Annotated in this window: 19 protein-coding genes and 1 pseudogene; 10 read left to right on the forward strand and 10 right to left on the reverse strand. The window is 54.3% G+C overall.

Annotated elements, in window-relative coordinates; all coding sequences use genetic code 11:
• Positions 1-43: 43 nt before the first annotated feature.
• A pseudogene (locus KXU80_RS23890) lies at positions 44-274 on the forward strand (hypothetical protein); the annotation flags it as partial.
• Positions 275-309: 35 nt separating this feature from the next.
• Here the strand turns inward: KXU80_RS23890 and KXU80_RS23895 are convergent.
• The 3 genes from KXU80_RS23895 to KXU80_RS23905 all read right to left on the reverse strand — a co-directional run bounded on the left by KXU80_RS23895 (position 310) and on the right by KXU80_RS23905 (position 3,350).
• Positions 310-945 carry a PadR family transcriptional regulator gene (locus tag KXU80_RS23895; RefSeq protein WP_219835619.1) on the reverse strand — a complete coding sequence of 212 codons (636 nt, stop codon included), beginning with the start codon at positions 943-945 and terminating at the stop codon, positions 310-312.
• 4 nt (positions 946-949) lie between these two features.
• Positions 950-2,533: an MDR family MFS transporter gene (locus KXU80_RS23900; protein WP_219835620.1), complete on the reverse strand. Its 1,584-nt coding sequence runs from the start codon at positions 2,531-2,533 to the stop codon at positions 950-952.
• Between the two features lie 223 nt (positions 2,534-2,756).
• Complete coding sequence (locus tag KXU80_RS23905; protein ID WP_219835621.1) at positions 2,757-3,350, reverse strand: TetR/AcrR family transcriptional regulator; 594 nt, start codon at positions 3,348-3,350, stop codon at positions 2,757-2,759.
• A 155-nt stretch (positions 3,351-3,505) separates the two neighbouring features.
• On the opposite strand from KXU80_RS23905, the gene KXU80_RS23910 reads away from it, so the two are divergent.
• Positions 3,506-4,279, forward strand: a complete 774-nt coding sequence (locus KXU80_RS23910; protein ID WP_219835622.1) for an MBL fold metallo-hydrolase — start codon at positions 3,506-3,508, stop codon at positions 4,277-4,279.
• A gap of 126 nt (positions 4,280-4,405) precedes the next feature.
• Here KXU80_RS23910 and KXU80_RS23915 read toward each other — a convergent pair whose 3' ends face one another.
• The 3 genes from KXU80_RS23915 to KXU80_RS23925 all read right to left on the reverse strand — a co-directional run bounded on the left by KXU80_RS23915 (position 4,406) and on the right by KXU80_RS23925 (position 6,213).
• On the reverse strand, positions 4,406-4,630 hold the full coding sequence (locus KXU80_RS23915; RefSeq protein WP_219835623.1) for a hypothetical protein: 225 nt from the start codon (positions 4,628-4,630) through the stop codon (positions 4,406-4,408).
• A gap of 52 nt (positions 4,631-4,682) precedes the next feature.
• The gene (locus KXU80_RS23920) at positions 4,683-5,672 is read right to left on the reverse strand and encodes a lipoate--protein ligase (RefSeq protein WP_219835624.1); all 990 of its coding nucleotides are present in this window, start codon (positions 5,670-5,672) and stop codon (positions 4,683-4,685) included.
• A 238-nt stretch (positions 5,673-5,910) separates the two neighbouring features.
• The gene (locus tag KXU80_RS23925) at positions 5,911-6,213 is read right to left on the reverse strand and encodes a Dabb family protein (protein ID WP_219835625.1); all 303 of its coding nucleotides are present in this window, start codon (positions 6,211-6,213) and stop codon (positions 5,911-5,913) included.
• A gap of 272 nt (positions 6,214-6,485) precedes the next feature.
• On the opposite strand from KXU80_RS23925, the gene KXU80_RS23930 reads away from it, so the two are divergent.
• Together KXU80_RS23930 and KXU80_RS23935 are read left to right on the forward strand one after the other, a co-directional pair.
• Positions 6,486-7,010, forward strand: a complete 525-nt coding sequence (locus tag KXU80_RS23930) for a hypothetical protein (protein ID WP_219835626.1) — start codon at positions 6,486-6,488, stop codon at positions 7,008-7,010.
• 135 nt (positions 7,011-7,145) lie between these two features.
• Positions 7,146-8,078 (forward strand): manganese-dependent inorganic pyrophosphatase, encoded by a 933-nt coding sequence (locus KXU80_RS23935; RefSeq protein WP_219835627.1) that lies wholly within the window; start codon positions 7,146-7,148, stop codon positions 8,076-8,078.
• 853 nt (positions 8,079-8,931) lie between these two features.
• On the opposite strand, the gene KXU80_RS23940 is transcribed toward KXU80_RS23935, so the two are convergent.
• A complete protein-coding gene (locus KXU80_RS23940; protein ID WP_219835628.1) occupies positions 8,932-9,234 on the reverse strand; it encodes a glycosyl hydrolase-related protein in 303 nt (100 codons plus the stop codon).
• Between the two features lie 132 nt (positions 9,235-9,366).
• Complete coding sequence (locus KXU80_RS23945; RefSeq protein ID WP_219839210.1) at positions 9,367-10,335, reverse strand: aldo/keto reductase; 969 nt, start codon at positions 10,333-10,335, stop codon at positions 9,367-9,369.
• 173 nt (positions 10,336-10,508) lie between these two features.
• Between KXU80_RS23945 and KXU80_RS23950 the strand changes: the two genes are divergently transcribed.
• The 3 genes from KXU80_RS23950 (at position 10,509) to KXU80_RS23960 (ending at position 11,553) form a co-directional block, all read left to right on the forward strand.
• Positions 10,509-10,649 (forward strand): hypothetical protein, encoded by a 141-nt coding sequence (locus tag KXU80_RS23950; RefSeq protein WP_219835629.1) that lies wholly within the window; start codon positions 10,509-10,511, stop codon positions 10,647-10,649.
• A 9-nt stretch (positions 10,650-10,658) separates the two neighbouring features.
• Positions 10,659-10,889, forward strand: coding sequence for a hypothetical protein (locus KXU80_RS23955; RefSeq protein WP_219835630.1), 231 nt, complete (start codon positions 10,659-10,661; stop codon positions 10,887-10,889).
• A 247-nt stretch (positions 10,890-11,136) separates the two neighbouring features.
• Positions 11,137-11,553, forward strand: coding sequence for a hypothetical protein (locus tag KXU80_RS23960; protein WP_219835631.1), 417 nt, complete (start codon positions 11,137-11,139; stop codon positions 11,551-11,553).
• Positions 11,554-11,663: 110 nt separating this feature from the next.
• On the opposite strand, the gene KXU80_RS23965 is transcribed toward KXU80_RS23960, so the two are convergent.
• A complete protein-coding gene (locus tag KXU80_RS23965) occupies positions 11,664-13,208 on the reverse strand; it encodes a GGDEF domain-containing protein (RefSeq protein WP_219835632.1) in 1,545 nt (514 codons plus the stop codon).
• A 231-nt stretch (positions 13,209-13,439) separates the two neighbouring features.
• On the opposite strand from KXU80_RS23965, the gene KXU80_RS23970 reads away from it, so the two are divergent.
• On the forward strand, positions 13,440-14,021 hold the full coding sequence (locus tag KXU80_RS23970) for a sigma-70 family RNA polymerase sigma factor (protein ID WP_219835633.1): 582 nt from the start codon (positions 13,440-13,442) through the stop codon (positions 14,019-14,021).
• Between the two features lie 183 nt (positions 14,022-14,204).
• Here KXU80_RS23970 and KXU80_RS23975 read toward each other — a convergent pair whose 3' ends face one another.
• Positions 14,205-15,098 (reverse strand): helix-turn-helix transcriptional regulator, encoded by an 894-nt coding sequence (locus tag KXU80_RS23975; protein WP_219835634.1) that lies wholly within the window; start codon positions 15,096-15,098, stop codon positions 14,205-14,207.
• A 149-nt stretch (positions 15,099-15,247) separates the two neighbouring features.
• On the opposite strand from KXU80_RS23975, the gene KXU80_RS23980 reads away from it, so the two are divergent.
• Together KXU80_RS23980 and KXU80_RS23985 are read left to right on the forward strand one after the other, a co-directional pair.
• A complete protein-coding gene (locus tag KXU80_RS23980) occupies positions 15,248-17,203 on the forward strand; it encodes a glycoside hydrolase family 127 protein (protein ID WP_219835635.1) in 1,956 nt (651 codons plus the stop codon).
• A 680-nt stretch (positions 17,204-17,883) separates the two neighbouring features.
• Positions 17,884-19,512 carry an amidase family protein gene (locus KXU80_RS23985; RefSeq protein WP_219835636.1) on the forward strand — a complete coding sequence of 543 codons (1,629 nt, stop codon included), beginning with the start codon at positions 17,884-17,886 and terminating at the stop codon, positions 19,510-19,512.
• Positions 19,513-19,590: the final 78 nt, after the last annotated feature.

A 19,590-nucleotide genomic window follows, 5' to 3' on the forward strand; every position in this document is an offset into this window, starting at 1 on the left:
GCAGGCGGCAACTGGCGACTCGGGAACCGGGCATGGCCTATTGAATTCCGTCTTCATCGCACTTGCTCCCGCGGTTAATCCTGTTCTTGCCGTGGCGGTCGTCGTGCCGGACGGCGGGTTCGGCGCCTACGGCGCTGCCCCGATCGCGAGACAAATTTTCGATGCGTACGATGCCTATGTGGGGCTGGACGGGACTCCGCATCCTGAGCGGCTGGCCGGCGGACAGACGCGCGCTTGCGCAGCACACGAAGAAGGCGCTTGTTTCGGGGATTAGATCCCTGGAACAGGCGCCTTCTTGTCGCTAAAGCCTTATTTCTTCTCAGAACCCGGACTTGGGTTCGCCTTATCGAATTCCTTCAATCCTTTAACATAAGCCTCGACCTGCTCGCTGGTCAGCATATGCGCCTCGAAGAGGCTGCCTCCCCGCGCTTCCTCAATCACTTTCTTAATCCAATCAATCTCGGTTTCCCCAAACTGGATGAAGCCCTCGATCATGAGGGAGGAGCCGCGGGGGATCAAATGTCCCTTCAGCTCCATGATCGCTTTCATCCGCGCAACGCGTGCCTCGCAGTCCGCAAGCTGCTTCACGAGCAGCGCCTCGACCTGTTCGCGGTCGCCGTGGCGAACGAAGGGCATGGCGAGAAACAAAGGGTTCTGCGGATAGGACGTGAGCTTGAACTGTTCGTGCAGCAGACCGACGAACGCTTCGCGGCCGCTGTCCGTAATGCGGTAAATCGTTTTGTCGGGACGATGATCAGGTCCTTGGATGACCTCCACCGCTTCGATGAATCCGTCTTGGCGCAGCTGGTCCACTGCATAATAAAGTGATCCATCACGAAGCCGGAAGCTTTCGTTCCAATTGCGCAGCTTGATCGTCTGCCGAATTTCATAGGGATGCTGCTCGCGTTCCATTAACAGCCCTAAAATTAAGAGCCTCATTGACATGCTGTTATCCTCCGTGGAAGGTCGGTTCTACTTTGCCTGCATCGTGCTGTTGGCCAGGCTTGCCGGGAGCGTCTTGTGCGCCCGGCTTCTTGATTTCAAGACGTGCGCGGCCCATCAGCAATACGAAGGCCAACCCCACGACCGGCAGCAGGAGAGACCATTGAAAGATGTGGATGACGGAATGTGCGAACTGGTTCAGCAGGTTGTTCACGACGTCCTGCGGGAGGTTCATTTTCTTCTGCATCTCAGGATCAAGCAGCACTTGCCCGCCTTTGATCTGAGCAGCCATTGCCGGGCTGACGTCCGACGTGGTTTGAACGCCGGATTGGAACGAAGCCTTCTGAATGGCGCCGAATACGGCGATGCCAAGCGCGGAGCCGATCGTCCGGAAGAACGTTATGAGCGACGAAGCAGAGCCTTTGTACTGCGGCGCTACGGCATTGAGCGTCGAAATGTTCAGCAGCGAGAAGGAAACGCCGAGTCCAAGTCCGACGATGACCATGTATAAGCTGACGATGAAACGGCTTGTCGACGTGTCCATGCTGAATCCGAGCAGCGCGGTACCGAGAATCAGCACGAGCACGGACACGAGCATGATGTCGCGATAGCGGAATTTATTGACGACGCGGCCGCCGATTTGGCTGCTTGCGACAACGCCGAGCATCATTGGAATCATGACCGTACTCGTCTGCGTTGCCGTCTTATGGAATACGCCTTGAATGAAAAGCGGAATATAAGAAGAAGTTGCAATCAAAATGCCCCCGTAAAGCATGCTGATTACCATGCTGCTCGTGACGACGCGGCTGTTGAACAAGCTGGGTCTAATAATAGGGTCCTTCGCCGCGCGCTCGACGAGCAGGAACACGACGAAGAGAACTGCGGCAGCGACGAAGAGCGAGATTGTCTTGACCGAATCCCAGGCCCAGCCGTCTGACCCGCCAAGCTGCAGGCCGAACATTAGGAAGAGTACGCAGGCTGTAAGTGTAATGGCACCGGCCCAGTCGATAATCTGCTTGCGCGAAACCTTGGTCTCGTGGTAAGCCTGCACGATGAACAGCACGGCCAGAAGGCCGATCGGTACATTAATATAGAATATCCAGCGCCAGCTGATATTATCGGTGATGAGTCCGCCAATAATGGGCCCGAATACGCTGGAGATGCCGAATACGGCGCCGAAGAGACCCATCATTTTCCCGCGCTTCTCGGCAGGGAACAGGTCGAAAATAATCGTGAAGACGATCGGCATGAGCGCGCCGCCGCCAACCCCTTGAACCGCGCGGTAAATAATGAGCTGGTCTATGTTATTCGCGGTCCCGCACAGAATGGAGCCCACCATGAATAGAATCAGCCCGGTCAAGAAGAAGCGTTTGCGTCCGTACATGTCGGACAATTTGCCGAAGATCGGTGTGGATACGACCATGGCAATCATGTAAGCGGAGTAGACCCAGATGAATTTATCGAGTCCTCCGAGTTTCTTGATAATCGTGCCCATGGCGGTGGATACGATCGTCTGATCCAGCGCGGCCATGAACAAGCCGAGGAGCAGACCTGCGATAACGAGCTTCATATTGCTTCGTTTTGCATCCAAAAAGAATCATTCCTTTCAATCTAGACATACTCAAATTTGATTACTCTCATCAGTCATTATACTCAAATTTGAGTGATTGGCAAGAAAAAATAATGTAAATAATAAAGAGCCGCCCCTAGGGGCAGCTCGTCTCTAAATAAGGATAACGCTATGAAACTTTAAAGAGTCAATGCATTGCATACGTGGTTGTCTCTTCGCAGGATAGTGAATAAAAAGCTGACTGCTAGACTGCCATGTCTCCATGAATATAAACCTTTACTTGGTTCGCGCAATGCCGAATATATTTATTGTCATTATACAATTTACTCAACATAACTCCGCCTTCTATTAGAGCAATGATTACACTGCTCGCGGCCTCGACATCGATATCGCTTCGAAACTGCTGCCGCTTGATGCCATCCTTGATAATCTCGCCGAGCCCCGTCATTAGTTCATTCATTGCAGACTGTGCTTTTTGTTTTAACAGAGGATGGCCATCGTCGTTCTCAACAGCGGTATTCAATATGGGGCAGCCGCCTTCGCAGATATTCTGTTCAATCAAATTGATATAAACATCACAGATCGCTAGTATTTTTTCTGTTGGCTCGGACCACTCAGACATCGCCTCCGTCAAGACGTTTTTTAACTGAGCAAACATAAAGTCAAATGCGCCTAGCGCAATTTCGTCTTTACTTTCGAAATGGTTGTAGATGCCCCCCTTGCGAATATTGGCACGCTCCATAATCTCCGACAGAGATGTACCTCCATACCCTTTCGTATTAAATAACCCAGCGGATTGACGAATAATATGTTCTTTTGTATCTTGCCCTTTACCCATAGCAATCCCTCTTTCAAAAGTACCGAATGGTCTTAAATTATCACACTCTACTTTTGCACTCAATATGTAAATGGAAAATTGTGCTTGATCTGTCTAGTGGACTATGTTAATTTTAAAACAGACCGGTCGGTATTAAAATACAAGGAGTGATTGCGATGGGCATGTCGTTTCAACACATACGAAACGCTACATCGGTTTTAAACGTGAACGGTAAAAAAATATTGATCGATCCTATGTTAAGTGATACAGGCGAGCTTCCGCCGGTTCCGTTCACTCGTTCACTTCGCCGAAATCCGTTGACGCCTCTTCCTGTTCCGCTGCATTTTTTCAATCACATGGACGCAATACTTCTGACGCATCGCCATTTTGACCATTTGGATAAGAAAGCCCTGTCCGTACTGAATAAAAAAATGCCTGTTTTTTGTCAACCAGAGGATCAAGCCTTCTTACATAAAGCCGGATTTATCAATGTATATGCAATTCAACAGTCGTTTGAATGGTGCGGCATCCAGATGAAACGTATAAAAGGACGTCATGCTCCAGGCTTCGCGGCTAAGCTGCTCGGACCGGTATCCGGATATATCGTAAGCACACCAGTTGATGGCTCAGTTTATATCGTTGGCGACTGCATCTATACTCCTGCTATAGAAGAGGCCTTCCGCGAATATCAACCAGATACTGCCGTCTTGAATACACCCCGCGCACAGATGCTGTTAGGAACCATCATCACAATGACAGCTGAAGATATCGTTCGTATTGCAGAGTTATTTCCAACCACGAGACTTATAGCCGTACATATGGATGCAATCAGCCATTGCACATTCAAGCGCCAACACCTTCGATCTTTTCTAAAGGATAGGGGCCTGGAGCATGCTGCTGTAGTGCCAGATGACGGGGAAGTAATTGATCTCAATACAGCAGCAATCTAAAACTTTATTTTAGATTTAAATGGATTTTGGTGGTTTGCTTCATTAAATGGGGCAGCGCCGCGAAAACAGGCGGCCGCTTGCCCGGATCATACCGGACGAGCGGTCGCCTGTTTATTAGGCAAGATCTTATTCATTCTCGACGACGCGCGCAACCGGTCTGCCGCATGTCCGGCATTTGCCGGTCAGCAGAAGGGCATGCTTCTCTTCCCGAATGCTGTAATCGACGATTTCAACCGCGCCGCCGCATTTTCCGCAAAACACGTTCCGCACCAGCCTGTCCCGCAGCTGCTGCGGAATCGCCCGCCATAACTGCAGTGCTTTAAAGGAGGTCACATTCTCGGCTTGACTCATCTCCCATTTCACTCCCATTCAGCGAATTGTATAATGTAGGGCATACTTGTCCTTAGAACAATAGGGCCAGCCATTCTTCACGGTCCACCGGACCGAAATAGACGGTAAGATCCACATCGGCAAGCGCTTCGGCAACGGAGGCTGCGTCATACTTGACGCCGGCAAGCTTGTCCGTCACCTCGGACACCTCGCCGGTGCCGAAGAAGTCACCGTACACGGAAGCTTCTGCGATGACGCCGCCCTCCACTTGAAGCCGGACATCGTAGGTTCCGGCGGACAGCCGTTTCACCTGACGGACATTAAAGGCCGGCGAACGGCCGTAGTTCCAATCCCAGCTGCGGTATCGCTCATCGGCGAGCTTTTGGACGGCTTTCAGGTCAGCTTCGGTTAAGCGGTATTCCGGAATGTCCGTGCCGCTGCCGAATACGGATTCCAGAATGAAGCGGCGGAACTGCTCCATCGTGAGCGGCTCCTTCAGAAATTCCGAGATGTTGGCGACACGGCTGCGGACGGACTTGGTCGCTTTGGACTCGAATTTCAACGGGTTGACGTTGAGCGCGGATACGATGGCATCCACCTCGGAGTTGAAAAGCAGCGTTCCGTGGCTGAACATGACGCCTTTCGTCGCAAATTGGGCGTTTCCGGAAATTTTGCGTTCCCCGACCTGAAGGTCGTTGCGGCCTGTCAGCTCGGCTTCCACGCCAAGCTTGCGAAGCGCTTCTACGACCGGCTCGGTGAACTTGCGGAAATTATGAAAGGACTTGCCGTCGTCTCTCGTAATGAAGCTGAAGTTTAAGTTGCCGAGATCATGATAGACGGCGCCGCCGCCGGACAATCGCCGCACGACATGAATGCCGCTCGATTCCACGAAGGAAGCATTCACTTCTTCGGCGGTGTTTTGGTTTTTGCCGATAATGATGGATGGTTCGTTAATGTAGAACAGAAGAAAATCTTCATCGCCAGCCAGATGGCGCAGCGCATATTCTTCAAGCGCCAAATTCCAAGCGGGGTCATGGTTGTTGCCGTTATCGAGAAATCGCATGGTCGTTGCTGCCTCCTATTTCATCAGACGTCCTCCCAATGCCCGGGTTGGAAGGCGTGCTGCCTGGTAGTTCTTGCGCTTGAGCGGGGGCTTGTGCCCGAATTGGACGAAATGGTATAGCAAAACGGTCGATGCCGCGCAAATCTTCTGCGCCTTGCTTCTATTATAACGCTGCGGCGCAGACAGGAACAGCCCGGCGGAGCCGCCGGGCTTGTCATTTGCTTCTGACTTACAGGCATTACGTTACGGGGTAATCCACGACAACGACATTCTCAAGCACGCCGCCCAATGCTTGGACGAAATCTTGGTGTGCTGGATGAGGACCATATGCGCGAAGCGCATCCTGATTCTCGAACGTGACGCGAAGGCCGAGCGAATAACCGTGCCTGTTGTCGGTTTCTTCGGTGACGTTCATACCCGCCGATAAGTCGACGATGCCGGGAATGACGCCTTTAAGCGCGAGCAGCTTGTTCAGCAGCTCCTGTTCGTGCTCCGGCGTGATGGCGGCGTTGAATTTGAAGATAACAAGATGCTCGAACATGAATGGATCTCCTCCACAAGATAGATGATGGTATGGTGGTGCAGTTGGCCAAATTATACCATGCTGGAGCGTTCTGTGCGCGTGAAAAGGAAGGCGCCTAGGGTGGACAGCTCCTCTATAGCGTCGGAATGAACAGCCTATTGTTTGCGTTGCCGGAACGGCGGCGTACAATGAGACTAGATTGATAGTACCACGTACCTTCGCCTCTCGCGCCATGAGGTGCGAGAGGTGCCGAAGCTGGATTGATTTCTTGAAGAGGGGGACTGGAATCGATGAATCGAGAGGAAGCGGAGGCCTTATCGGCATGGCTGGAGCGAAGCAGCGCCGGCATCGTCAGTGCCTATGATATTACGCGGATCAGCATGGATGGCCTACCGCTGCAGGGCTTTCATCAATGGGCGAACGGCAAGCCGCTCGTGAACGCTTATCACGTGAAGCGATTGGAAGGCGGAGCGCTGTATCTGTTGTTTATCGATTGGCATCGCAACGACAGCTACTATGCCGTCCTATACGCCGGCGACAAATCCACGACGCATGCGGAGATTCGCCAGCTCGTCTATGATGACGGCGGACGGCCGTCCCATCTGAAGTGGACGTACAATCCGCTGAAGCGTGATGGGGGCAACGCGATAAGAAAAGCCTTTTACAAGCAGAAATGGGGCGGAACGGAGGTAACCTTCCCCGTACTCGGGGTGCTGAAGGAAGAAGAGACGGATCTGTTTCTGGCATCACTGTTTGAGGCGGTGGAGCGGAGGCTTCAGGCGGACCGGTCACCGGAGCTTTTCGACGAAATGTAATAAATCGGTCAACGATTTGCATGTAATGGAATAGGAATTCATGTCATTTACAGGTATAATAGCGGTTAGGGATTTATAAGGGCGGCGTCTTGCGGTCCGTGCACCCAAATACATGACGGGATAAGGAGTATTCAGATGTCAAAAACATTGATTTTCGGACACAAAAATCCAGACACAGACACGATCTGCTCGGCAATCGCTTATGCAGACCTCAAAACCAAGCTTGGACAAGAGGTTGAAGCTGTGCGTCTTGGCGAAGTGAACGGCGAAACGCAATACGCGCTTAACCAATTCAAAGCGGCTGCTCCGCGTTTGGTGGAAACGGTTTCGAACGAAACGGGCACCGTTATCCTGGTTGACCATAACGAGCGCCAACAAAGCGTAAGCGACATCGATAAGGTACGTGTGCTTGAAGTAATCGACCACCACCGGATCGCAAACTTCGAGACCAGCCACCCGTTGTACTACCGCTGCGAGCCGGTTGGCTGCACGGCTACGATTCTGTTGAAGCTCTACAAAGAGAACGGCGTTGCTGTCGAGAGCAGCATCGCAGGCTTGATGCTGTCCGCAATCATCTCCGACTCCCTGCTGTTCAAATCGCCGACTTGTACGCCGGAAGACGTTGCTGCGGCACGCGAACTTGCGGCGATCGCAGGCGTTGACGCCGATTCGTACGGCCTTGAAATGCTGAAAGCCGGCGCCGACTTGAGCCAAAAAACGGTTGCGCAGCTGATCTCCCTGGATGCGAAAGAATTCGCAATGGGCAGCTACAAAGTCGAAATCGCTCAAGTGAACGCGGTTGACGTGAACGATGTTCTGTCCCGCCAAGCTGAAGTTGAAGCGGCGCTGAATGCAATCATCGCGGACAAAGGTTTGGACCTGTTCGTCCTCGTTGTCACGGATATCCTGAACAACGATTCCGTTGCACTGGCACTGGGCAAAATGGCCGGCGCCGTCGAAACAGCTTACAACGTGAAGCTGGATGACAACAAAGCGGTGCTGAAAGGCGTCGTATCCCGCAAGTCGCAAATCGTTCCGGTATTGACGGAAACATTGGCGAAACTGTAAGAGATGCTATAAAGCAAATACCCCGTTCGGCCTTGTTATGGCTGACGGGGTATTTTTTGTTGGGCGGGTGAGGGAGGTGGCGCTGGAAATAGCGCAAAAGGGTGATGTAGTAGCCTTCTTGCGGTAGGAACCACCGAATTAGGCGCAAAAGGGTGATGTAGTAGCCCTTTTGAGGTGGAAACCGCCGAATTAGGCGCAAGAGGGTGATATAGTAGCCTTCTTGCGGTGGAAACCGCCGAATTAGGCACAAGAGGGTGATATAGTAGCCTTCTTGCGGTGGAAACCGCCGAATTAGGCGCAAAAGGGTGATATAGTAGCCTTCTTGCGGTGGAAACCGCCGAATTAGGCGCAAGAGGGGATGTAGTAGCCTTCTTGAGAGGAAAACCACCGAATTAGGCGCAAGAGGGTGATGTAGTAGCCTTCTTAAGAGGAAAACCGCCGAATTAGGCGCAAAAGGGTGATGACGTAGCCTTCTTAAGAGGAAAACCGCCGAATTAGGCGCAAGAGGGGATGTAGTAGCCTTCTTGAGAGGAAAACCGCCGAATTAGGCGCAAGAGGGTGATGTAGTAGCCTTCTTAAGAGGAAAACCGCCGAATTAGGCGCAAAAGGGTGATCCAGTAGCCCTCTTGAGAGGAAAACCGCCGAATTAGGCGCAAAAGGGTGATGTAGTAGCCCTCTTGAGAGGAAAACCGCCGAATTAGGCGCAAGAAGGTGATCCAGTAGCCTTCTTGTGGTGGGAACCGCGCCTGCCTCTCCCTCATATGCAAAAACCGGTAGGAGCAGATACATCATCTGCTCCTGCCGGCATAGGAAGAGCGCAAGTGTGCACCCGTGTCAAATCCGACGCTTATGATTATGGCCGGTTACTGGGAGGACCGGCGCCCCATGGGAGGGGAGCGCCGACCTCCTCCAGCACATTGCTTGCGTATGCGCTGCCATGAACAAACCCTTCCGCGCTCATGCTGAGCTCGGCCGACTCGCCGGATAAGTTGTACCAGCGGGCAATCCAGTCGCCGCGGTCCACGTTGACTTTCAGGTTCGACAGCGCCCCGTGCTGCTCCGATTCAGCAGGCTCTGCCGAGGCGCAAGCTTGCCGCCGTGCAGCCCGGTTTGGCTGATCTGCAGCGGAACTTGATAGCCGTACGCCGCCTGGCAAGCGCGGAATCGCTCCTCCTCACCGGCATGGGGAAGGAGGAGCGATTCCGCCTCGTTGGGCCATCGGATCGATGCGGGCATTCAGGTTTCTACTTAACTATGGTAATGCTTCGCTCTGAAGCGCTGCTTCGCGCTACTTCCCGCGCGTAGCGGCATACAGCCGGTTCCAATCGTCGCGCGAAAGTTGTACCTTCGTCGCGTCCTTACAGGCGCGGATGCGCGCGGGATTGATGGTGCCGATGACGGGCTGAATGCCGGCGGGGTGCTTCATCAGCCAGGCCAGCACGATGGCTTCAGCCGTCGTATCCTGCTGCTCGGCCAGCTCTGCTACGAGCTTCGCCGTCTTGACGACGGACTCGCTTTGACCTTCCAGCGAGCGCCCGGAATACATGCCCTGCGCGAGCGGGCCCCAGGATTGCAGCTGAATGTTTTCCAGACGGCAGTATTCCATCGTCCCTTCGGGAAACACGCTGTTTCGGGACGCTTCTTGGTTAACGGTAACGCCCGTGTCGACAAAGCTGGTCTTATGCAGGCTCATCTCCAGCTGATTCACGATGAACGGCTCGTCGCTATAAGCGGCAAGCAGGCGGATCTGCCCTTGGCTCATGTTGGATACGCCGAAGTGGCGAACCTTGCCGGATGCTTTCAGCTTGCTGATCGCGCTCGCCACTTCTTCTGGATCGACGAGCGGATCGGGCCGATGCAGCAGCAAAATATCGAGATATTCCGTACCCAGACGTTCCAATGTCCCGTCCACGCTGCGAAGGATGTGGGCTTCCGAGAAATCGAATTGATGCGGCAAATTCTCTTCCTCCAAGCGGATGCCGCATTTGGATTGCAGAATGATGTCCCCGCGAAGCGATGGACGCTCCTTCAGCAATTGGCCGAAGACGCGCTCGGCTTTGCCGCGCGTATAGATGTCAGCGTGGTCATACATGTTGATGCCGATTTCAAGCGCGGCATCCAGCGCTTCATGGCCTTCTTTATAATGCTCGGCAGTAATCGGCGACTTGGCGTTCCAATCGCCCCCGAGCCTCATACAGCCCAGCACGAGCTGGCTTGCTTGAATGTCCCGGCGTTGCAGCGGAATTAGTTTCGTCATCATTACCTCCAGATAGGGTATCGTTAATTTAAACCTCTGTTTCATTATGCTGGAACCGCTGTCAAATGAATAGTAGGGAAAAGGATGATATGAAATGAGACGAGGTATACCTAGTGAGCCGGAGTATAGCGGGTTCTTGTGACGGCAATCTTCCGCAAACGCGGTAGCAGGAGATGGCATTTAAATATGCGACGTTCGACTATTTCTCCGACAAAGGCTTGGAGTCGGTCGAAGCCAGCATCAAGCAGCGCAAGAAGGACAACAAATACTTCATTCCGCCAGTCATCCAATACTTCACGGACAACTCGGAGTAAGGACAGAAGGTGAAAGCCGTCTATGACAAGTACGACAACGTCTACCAATACAGCCCTGAAATCACGAGCCTCTTGGACGGGAAGCTGGAAGAGCAGTTCAACACGCAGGATTACTATGCGGAGATGACGAACAACGTGCAGGAGATCTTCTCGAAGAAAGACGTCGACGTGAAAGCCGTGCTTGACGCGTCCGCGAAGAAAATGCAAGAGAAGTTCTACAACAATATTAAAGTGCAATAGTCCCTGTACCCGCGGTTCGCGGCTTCGGAAAGAGCATCGGCGGTCGTTGTAGGGAGCGCCAAATTATCTGAGAACGGCGTTGCTTACTGCCATGCGGCAGCGGGGAACGCCGTTTTTGCATGGAACGAGATACCTGGGAAAGCAGGCGAAAATAAAGCGTGATTTAGCCAGACTTGAGGGATATACTGGGGATTGCGAATCAACAGATTCTCCGGTGGGCCGGAGAACGACGGGGAGGAAGAGAGCGATGAAACGCGCGGGATGGATGATAGTGGCAATGCTGCTTGTCCTGCTGCTGGCACAGCCGGTATCAGCAGCCGGGAAAACGACGAAGATCAAGGTCACCTTCGTCGGCGCTTCGCTGGACGAGAACAATCATGTCGGCAACGAATGGTGGAGCGGCGCGTATGTCAACGGCAAACCGATCGACGAGGGCGGCTCGGTGACGTTGAACGTCAAATCGACCGACACGATCAAGCTGAAAGCCGAAGCGCAGGAGCAGGACAAATACCCGGATGACGGCGAAGCCAGCACGACGGTTAAGGCCGCTTCCGTGACGAAGACGATCACGAAGGCGTTGCACGTTACCGTCGTCGAGAATCGGGGCCGCTACTCGGGAAACACGGCGCAGTGGACGTTTGCGTTTCAGATTCAGAAGGTTTAAATACGATGCTGGAGGTAATGAGCATTCAGCCAGGGCGCAAACAAAAGAGAGGCTTTTCCCACTCGGGGAGAGCCTCCTCTCTTTGCGCTGCTGCCAGCTCCGGCACGGCGTCACAACGTTGCATTCAATTGAAAATCATTCCGTCCGTTCCGTTTGACTTTGTACATCGCTTCGTCCGCGCTGTGCAGCAGGGCGTCGCTGTCATCGCCGTCCTGCGGAAAGAAGCTAACCCCGATACTCGTGCCGATCGGAATGACGTGGCCCTCGAACAGCAAGCGCTCGTCAGTGAACCGGCGCTGCAGCTGCTTTAGACGCTCGCCGACATCGGCCGCTGACGCGATTCCGCTTAGGAAGAACACAAATTCGTCTCCGCCGATACGGGCCGCCATGCCCTGATGCGCCGCGGTCTCGCCGATGAGCTTGGCCGCATGCTTCAGCACCTCGTCGCCTGCCTTGTGGCCGTAGGTATCGTTCGTCTCCTTGAAGAGATCGAGGTCGATGAGGATGAGGGCCAGCTGCTCGCGATGCGTCCGGGCGTCTTGGATGGCTTCTTCGAACTTCTCGTAGAAGTATCGGCGGTTCGGCAGCAGCGTCAGCGGGTCGTGATACGCCATGAACGTAATGACCTTCTGGTTCTCCTTCTGCGCGGTAATGTCTCGGATGATGAGAATGGTATGCGGTTCGTTGTCCACCAGCACGTAATCGCCATCCACGAGCACGTCCAGCCGCCGCTCCTCTGCGTGTACCGTTGTCTCGAAATCGACAATCGCTTGCCGGCTGAGAATGCGCGCTTTGACCGAATCCCCGACCAAATCATAGAATAGCCGTGCTTCCAAGGTGACGGGCCGGAACAGATGTCTGGCGCTGGGGTTGATTTCTTTGATCTTGCCCTGCAGGTCGATGAGCAGAATCGCCGCCGGGTTCAGATTGAATAATTTCTCGTATTTCTTGTCTTCGAAATTCAGAAAATCAAATTTGATCATGGCCAGCCGCAGCGTGAAGCCCCAGATCAAGCCTGCGTAGATATACGGATAAGGCGGCAGAAACGAGCTCATGTCAACGTAGCCCGTCAGCACCGTCCAGACGAGCACCAGGATGGATCCTGTGCTGAGCAAGGTGAAGATGGCTTTGTGCTCGGGGGTGGCAGCGTTCGATTTTCCTTTGGCGATGAACAGGAGGAAGAAGGCGCTGACGAACAAGCTGACGGTGATCGTAATGTAGTAGGGCAGGTTGAGGATCGGCATTTTCCAGATGCCGGCTTGTACGAACATGTCCGTGGAAATGATCCGTTTCGAACTGAAGAGGTTGGCTGCAACAACGATCAGCGGCACGTAGAACACGTACGGATAGAGATAACGCGGCATTCGCTTGTCGAAACGGGCGAATTTCATCAGCACATGTATGCCAATGCCTGGAATTAGGATGCCGACATTGCTGAACCATTTGGCCGCGAGGATGCCGCTGTAGGACATAGGCAGCTGGAAGCGCACGTATTCCTCCAGAAACAAGAGCAAATAACAACCGATCATGACGCTGACTAGACGATGCTCGGCGCTTCGGAGATTCCGCAGCAGCACGTCAATGCCCATATACATAAAAAATAAAATAGGCAGCAGGTAGGCAATTAGGGGGATCAGGGATTCCTTTAGGCTCATTTGACCACATCTCTTCTGTCGCAATTGGTAAAATCTTGTCTATTTAAATCATAGCGCAGATGTTAATCGTTGCCAACCGAATTGTCGTTTTCTGCTGGTGTCCAAGCCTCCTAATTGGTCACAAAAAACGCATGCTTTTACAGATGCGTTTCTTTAATTTCCTGCTATAATAAAAGATAGATGGATGACGGGTGGTAAAGGAGAATTGCGGTGAACGAGGCACAGTTAGTCATGTTATCAAGACAAGGCGACCAGATGGCCTTCAACAAACTGGTTGAGCTCTATAAGGATAAATTGTTTCACATGGCGCATCGGATTCTCCGCAGCAAGTCGGAGTGCGAGGATGTCGTTCAGGAAACGTTTCTGAAGGTGTATTTGAATTTGAACCGCTTCGATGAAAACAAACGCTTCTCGACGTGGATCTTCCATATCGGCAAGAACGTTTGTCTGGATTTGCTGCGCCGCCGCAAAGCACCGCCGCTTCCTCTTGATCAGCCTGTCACGGCTCACTCCGAACAGAATCTCTCGCTGCACGACGTTATCCCGCATACGGCTCTTTCTCCGGAAGGAGAAGTGATCGAACGCGAGCTTTCGACGAAAATGGCGGAGATGATCGACAAACTGCCTGACAAGTACAAGAGTGTTGTGTATCAGCGGTATGTGCTGGAGATGTCGATGGAAGACATCGGGCGCGCCAACAATATTCCCGTCAACACGGTCAAGTCGCGCATTCATCGCGGCAAAGACTTCATGAAGAAGCGCTGGGGCAAGACGTTTCTCATCTATTCCTTGTTATTATTCGGTTTCTTCTGATTCCTATAGCAAGCAGCTGACCAGGCTCCTGACTACATGTCGGGAGCTTTTTTTGCATGCATGCCCTATTTCGGCCTTGGCCGCGGCTTACGCTTTCCGTTATGGCGAACAACTGCGGAGAGGCACCGTTGATGCCTGCGGGACGGCATCAGCAGCATGCTGACGGTATCTAATGGCCAGCAACTATTCAGGCACCTGCTGCCGGCTGGCTTCCGCGGCGAATTGCTTGCGGTACTGCAAGGGCGATTGGCCGGTTGCGAGCTTGAAGCAGACGGAGAAGTAGGGCGTCCCGTGAAAGCCGACGTCTTCGGCAATAGCGGCCACGGCCCGTTCGGTCTTGATGAGCAGCAGCTTGGCCCGCTCGATGCGGTAGCGCAGCAAGTAATCCTGCGGCGTGCAGCCGTAAATCTCCTTCATGCATCGCACGATGTAGCCGGGGTGAAAATGAAGCGCCTCGCCAAGGACCGTGTTGGTGAGTGCTGACGCATAGTGCTGTTTGATGTAGGCTTCCGTTCGTTCGGCGACATGGAAGGAAGGCGACGCGTACGTCGCTCTCCGGCTCTCGTCCAGCGATTGAAGAATATCATGGAACAACTTTTGTTCGTTCCAGAACGCGGCCGACCGCTTCTCGGTGCCGAGCCTGATCAACGCCTCCATCTGGTCGTACGTCGTCCTCGGGGCCGGAATCGTCCAATGCTTGGGAATATGAATCGTATAGTGCAGCGATCCCCCTTCTTCCCCCTCCGGTCTTCGCAGCGGCTCATTATGCGCCGCGAACTCCTCCCAGCTTCCCTCGCATTTGAAATGCATCCAATAGAAAATCGTCTCCTCCCGGCAGGGCTGCACGGCGTAATGGTAACGGTCCGGCAGGAGCAGCAGCGTTTGTCCGCTCGTCAGCGCCCATTGCTTGTCGCCTTCGCCGATATAGAGCGTGCCCGATAACAGAATCAGCAAATCGAATACGCGCAGATTGCTGCGGCTGGGATGCTGCTCGCCGGGCTGGAAGACGGATTTGCCGCATTCCAGATAATAGGGCATCGGCGGGGGGGGGAACGAGACAACTGCAGGTTCATACATGGCGGGCGATCCCTCCTTGAGGCGATATTGGATAGGTTCATATTTTATAAAAATGGTGTCAAAATGCGTCTATTTCCTCTCCACTATACAAGATAGAATACGGATATGAAAGGTTCGATAAATGAAAAAATGTGGAGGTTGAATACGCTATGACAGCACACAGCAAGCCGATCCCGCTCAAGCTGGTAACGATAACGGACAGCTACTGGTCGGCGTACCAGAAGCTGATTCAAGATACGGTCATCCCTTACCAATGGGAAGCCTTGAATGACCGCATTCAGGGCGCCGAGCCGAGTCATGCGATCCGCAACTTCCGAATCGCGGCTGGACTGGAGCAGGGCGAGTTCGGCGGCATGGTGTTCCAGGACAGCGACCTGGCCAAGTGGCTGGAGGCCGTCGGCTTCAGTCTCGCGATCCGGCCGGACGCGAAGCTGGAACGTCTGGCGGATGAAGCGATTGCGCTGGTCGGCATGGCTCAGGGCGAGGATGGTTACTTCAACACGTATTTTACGGTGAAGGAGCCCGGAAACCGGTGGACGAATCTGCAGGATTGCCATGAGCTGTATGTGGCCGGCCACTTCATGGAAGCGGCAGTCGCGTACTACTACGGGACGGGCAAGCGCAGCCTTCTCGATATCATGTGCCGGTTCGCCGATTATATCGATTCCGTGTTCGGCCCGCTGCCGGGTCAGCTGCGCGGCTATGACGGTCACCAAGAGATCGAGCTTGCGCTGGTCAAGCTGTACGGCGCGACGGGCGAGGAGCGCTATTTGCGGCTCAGCCAGTTCTTCATCGACGAGCGGGGACAGGAACCGAATTTCCTGCTGAACGAATGGTCGGCCAGGGGCGGCGTCTCCCACTGGACAGGGCGCGTAACGCCGAAGCCGGATATGGCGTACAATCAAGCGCATGTACCGGTTCGGGAGCAGGCCGCGGCGGTCGGTCACGCGGTACGCGCGGTATACATGTACGCGGCTATGGCGGATTTGGCGCTGCATACCGGCGACGAGCCGCTGCTTGAGGCTTGCCGCAGACTGTGGACCAACACGGTGACGAAGCAAATGTATATCACCGGCGGCATCGGCACGACGCATCTCGGCGAAGCGTTTACGTTCGATTACGACCTGCCGAACAATTCCGTCTATGCGGAAACCTGCGCTTCGATCGGTCTCATTTTCTTCGCGCAGCGGATGCTGTCGCTGGAAGCGAACGGTGCGTATGCCGACGTACTGGAACGCGCCCTCTATAATAATGTCGTCGGCAGCATGTCCTGCGACGGCAAGCATTTCTTCTATGTGAATCCACTGGAGGTGTGGCCGGAGGCTTCGCAGCGCAATCCGGACCTGCATCATGTGAAAGCCGAGCGCCAAGCCTGGTTCGGCTGCTCCTGCTGCCCGCCGAATGTAGCGCGTCTGCTGGCGTCGCTAGGCGAGTACATCTATACCGCGGGAACGGATACCCTATATACACATCTCTATATCGGCAGCGAGGCAATTGTCGAGCTTGCGGGACAATCGGTATCGCTTCGGCAGGAGACGCGGTACCCGTGGGACGGAGAAGTGACGTTTACGCTGGAACTGGCAGAGGCAGCGGCATTCACGCTTGCGCTGCGTATTCCTGGCTGGTGCGATGGCGCGGTAATTTTCGTTAACGGACAGCCGGCAGAAGGCGTTCGCGTGAAGAAAGGCTATGCGTACGTGAGCCGGACATGGCGCAGCGGCGACAACGTGAGCTTGACGCTTCCGATGGCGGTTAAGCTCATGGAGGCGAACCCGAACGTACGCAGCAACGCGGGCAAAGGCGCACTGCAGCGCGGGCCGCTCGTGTACTGCCTGGAAGAGAAGGACAACGGAAGTCGGCTGGCCTCCATCAGCATCTCGCCGGAAGCCGTGTTCGACGCGAAGTTCGACTCCGAGCTGCCGGGCGGAGGGGGCATCGTCCTGGAAGGGGTAGGCGTCAAGGACGGCGAGGAAAGCTGGCGCGGCGAGCTCTATCGTCCGCTTCGCAGGGAGGCCGGGCGCATTCCGCTCAAAGCCATCCCGTACAGCTTATGGGGCAACCGAGGCAGCGGCGAGATGGCGGTGTGGCTAAGACTATCGAATTAATTCGAGGCTTATGCGTATCTGATTTATGATGTGACACAATATTCAATAGCAAATAGAACAGCTGAACATTCAGCTGTTCTATTTGCTATTGATTCACTATAGAAGGGGCTTCGGTGAATGGGCTCCGACCGCGACCATGCCTCGGTACGGCTCGCCCTTCGACTCGCTGTAGATGATGCGGGCCAGCAGGTTGAGGCGAATGTTTCCCTGGGTCAGTTCGGTTAACCGCCGGATCGTCAACGGATGCAACCGATTCGATGCACTGATGCGGAATTCTTCTGAAAGGATAGCAGGGCCGATTTTATCGAATTATTCCGATAGCCCAGTCCGCGCAAACGCTCCTTGATGTTCATTTTTTTCCTCCTTTCGCAGCGGCTCTGTAATCTCGTTTAATCTAAGTAAACGCAATAGTTTCCGCTTGTATGGGTGCCCGTGGTCTTTTTATGTTTTCAAAATCAAGAAGCTGCCAGCATATATGCATGGCAGCTTCTTTGCACTAACGGGCGTTGTGTAATTAATTCTTACATATAAGTATATAAAAGTGTAGTTGTCGTCTGACGGACCTGATTTTTCATGTATAATCTAGGATATTTATTGACATTATTCGCATCATCCCTTAAATTATGTTAAGTAATCTAACATATATATATGGGCTACAACAGGGAGGAGCAGCATCATTTATGAGAAACCTATTTAAAATTGTTTTAGCGCTGCTATTGGCAATTGCCGTCGTTCCTTGGCAGAACGCCGACGCGAAGGAACAGGGCTTCGACCCTTTCGAGAAAAGCATCGATCAAATCTACGAGGCGCTGGTCTCGGGCCAAACGACGTCCGAGCAATTGGTCGACTATTATTTGGCCCGCATCGCGGCGTACGACAAGACCGGTCCGCGCGTGAACGCCATTATTACGGTGAACGATAAGGCCGTCGAGCTCGCGAAGCAATTGGATGCGGAACGCAAGGCGACCGGGCCGCGAAGCAAGCTGCACGGTATACCGATCGTCGTGAAGGACAACTACGACGTGGTTGGCATGCCGACGACGGCGGGATCCGTGGCACTGAAATCGTCATATCCGGCCAAGAACGCCTTTGCCGTTCAGAAGCTGATCGATGCCGGCGCGATCGTGATCGCGAAGACGAATATGTCCGAATTTGCGGCCTCCTACGGCCGTTTGGGCTATAGCTCTCTTGGCGGATTGACGCTCAATCCGTACAACCTGAACCGCGATGCCTCCGGCTCAAGCAGCGGCTCCGCCGCCGCCGTCGCGTCCGATTTTGCGGTATTCGGCTTGGGCACCGATACGTCCGGCTCCATCCGGGGACCTGCCAACGTAACGGGGCTCGTCGGCGTCAGGCCTACGCTCGGCTTGACCAGCCGCAGCGGCGTCATCCCCGCCGCGCTATCGTTTGATACGGCAGGCCCGCTGGCCAGAAGCGTGACGGATGCGGCGATCGCGCTCGGTGCCATGGCCGGCACGGACAAGAACGACTACGCGACGAGAGCCGCGGATAAACACGCCGCGGACTACAGCGCCGGATTGAACGCCGCCTCGCTGAAGACGGCCCGAATCGGCGTTGCTGCCGAGTTCTTCGGCGACAATGCCGAGGTGGACGAGATCGTTAACAAGGCGATCGCCGGCATGAAGCGGATGGGGACGCAGTTCGTGCCCGTCACCTTCTCCAAGACGACGAGCTACTTGTGGACCCCGGTGCTCGGCCCGGTCGGAGACGCGGAATTCAAGGTACAGCTGGAGAAGTATCTTGGCCGCCTGCCGCAAGGTCAGCCGAAGACGCTTCAGGACATCATTGACATCAGCGAATCGCCGGAGGTGCTCGGCTCGGCTACGCCGGTCAACCCGGCACGCCTCGAGGGACTGAAGACCGCGCTGGGCGCGGCGGCGAACAAGAACTCGCCGTCGTACAACCGAATCATGCAGAAGATCATACCGGAGACGCGGGGCGAAATTCAGAAAATCATGAAAGAAAACCGGCTGGACGCGATCGTCTTCCCGACGATGTCCTGCCCCGCATCCCCGCGTTTCGACCGCGAAGATCCGACGTATAAGTGCGAAGCGTACGACACGTACGCGGCCAGCTACGTCGCGTCGGCTACCGGTTACCCGGAGGTGACGGTTCCGGCCGGCGGGACCAAGGACGGCTTGCCGGTCGGCATCTCGTTCTTCGGCCTGGCCTACAGCGAACAGAAGCTTCTGAGCCTGGCGTACTCGTTCGAGCAATCGGCGAAGGCCAGAACCGCGCCGATCCATACGCCCGAGTTGCCGATTCTGCTTCCGGCGCTGCAGCCTTAATGCAAGTCAGCATAGACCATCCCGAGGACTGCCCGACATATGTAGGGCAGTCTTTTCTATTAGGCGGCGACGAGTCCC

The sequence above is a fragment of the Paenibacillus sp. R14(2021) genome (assembly GCF_019431355.1).
Taxonomy (GTDB): Bacteria; Bacillota; Bacilli; order Paenibacillales; family Paenibacillaceae; genus Paenibacillus_Z.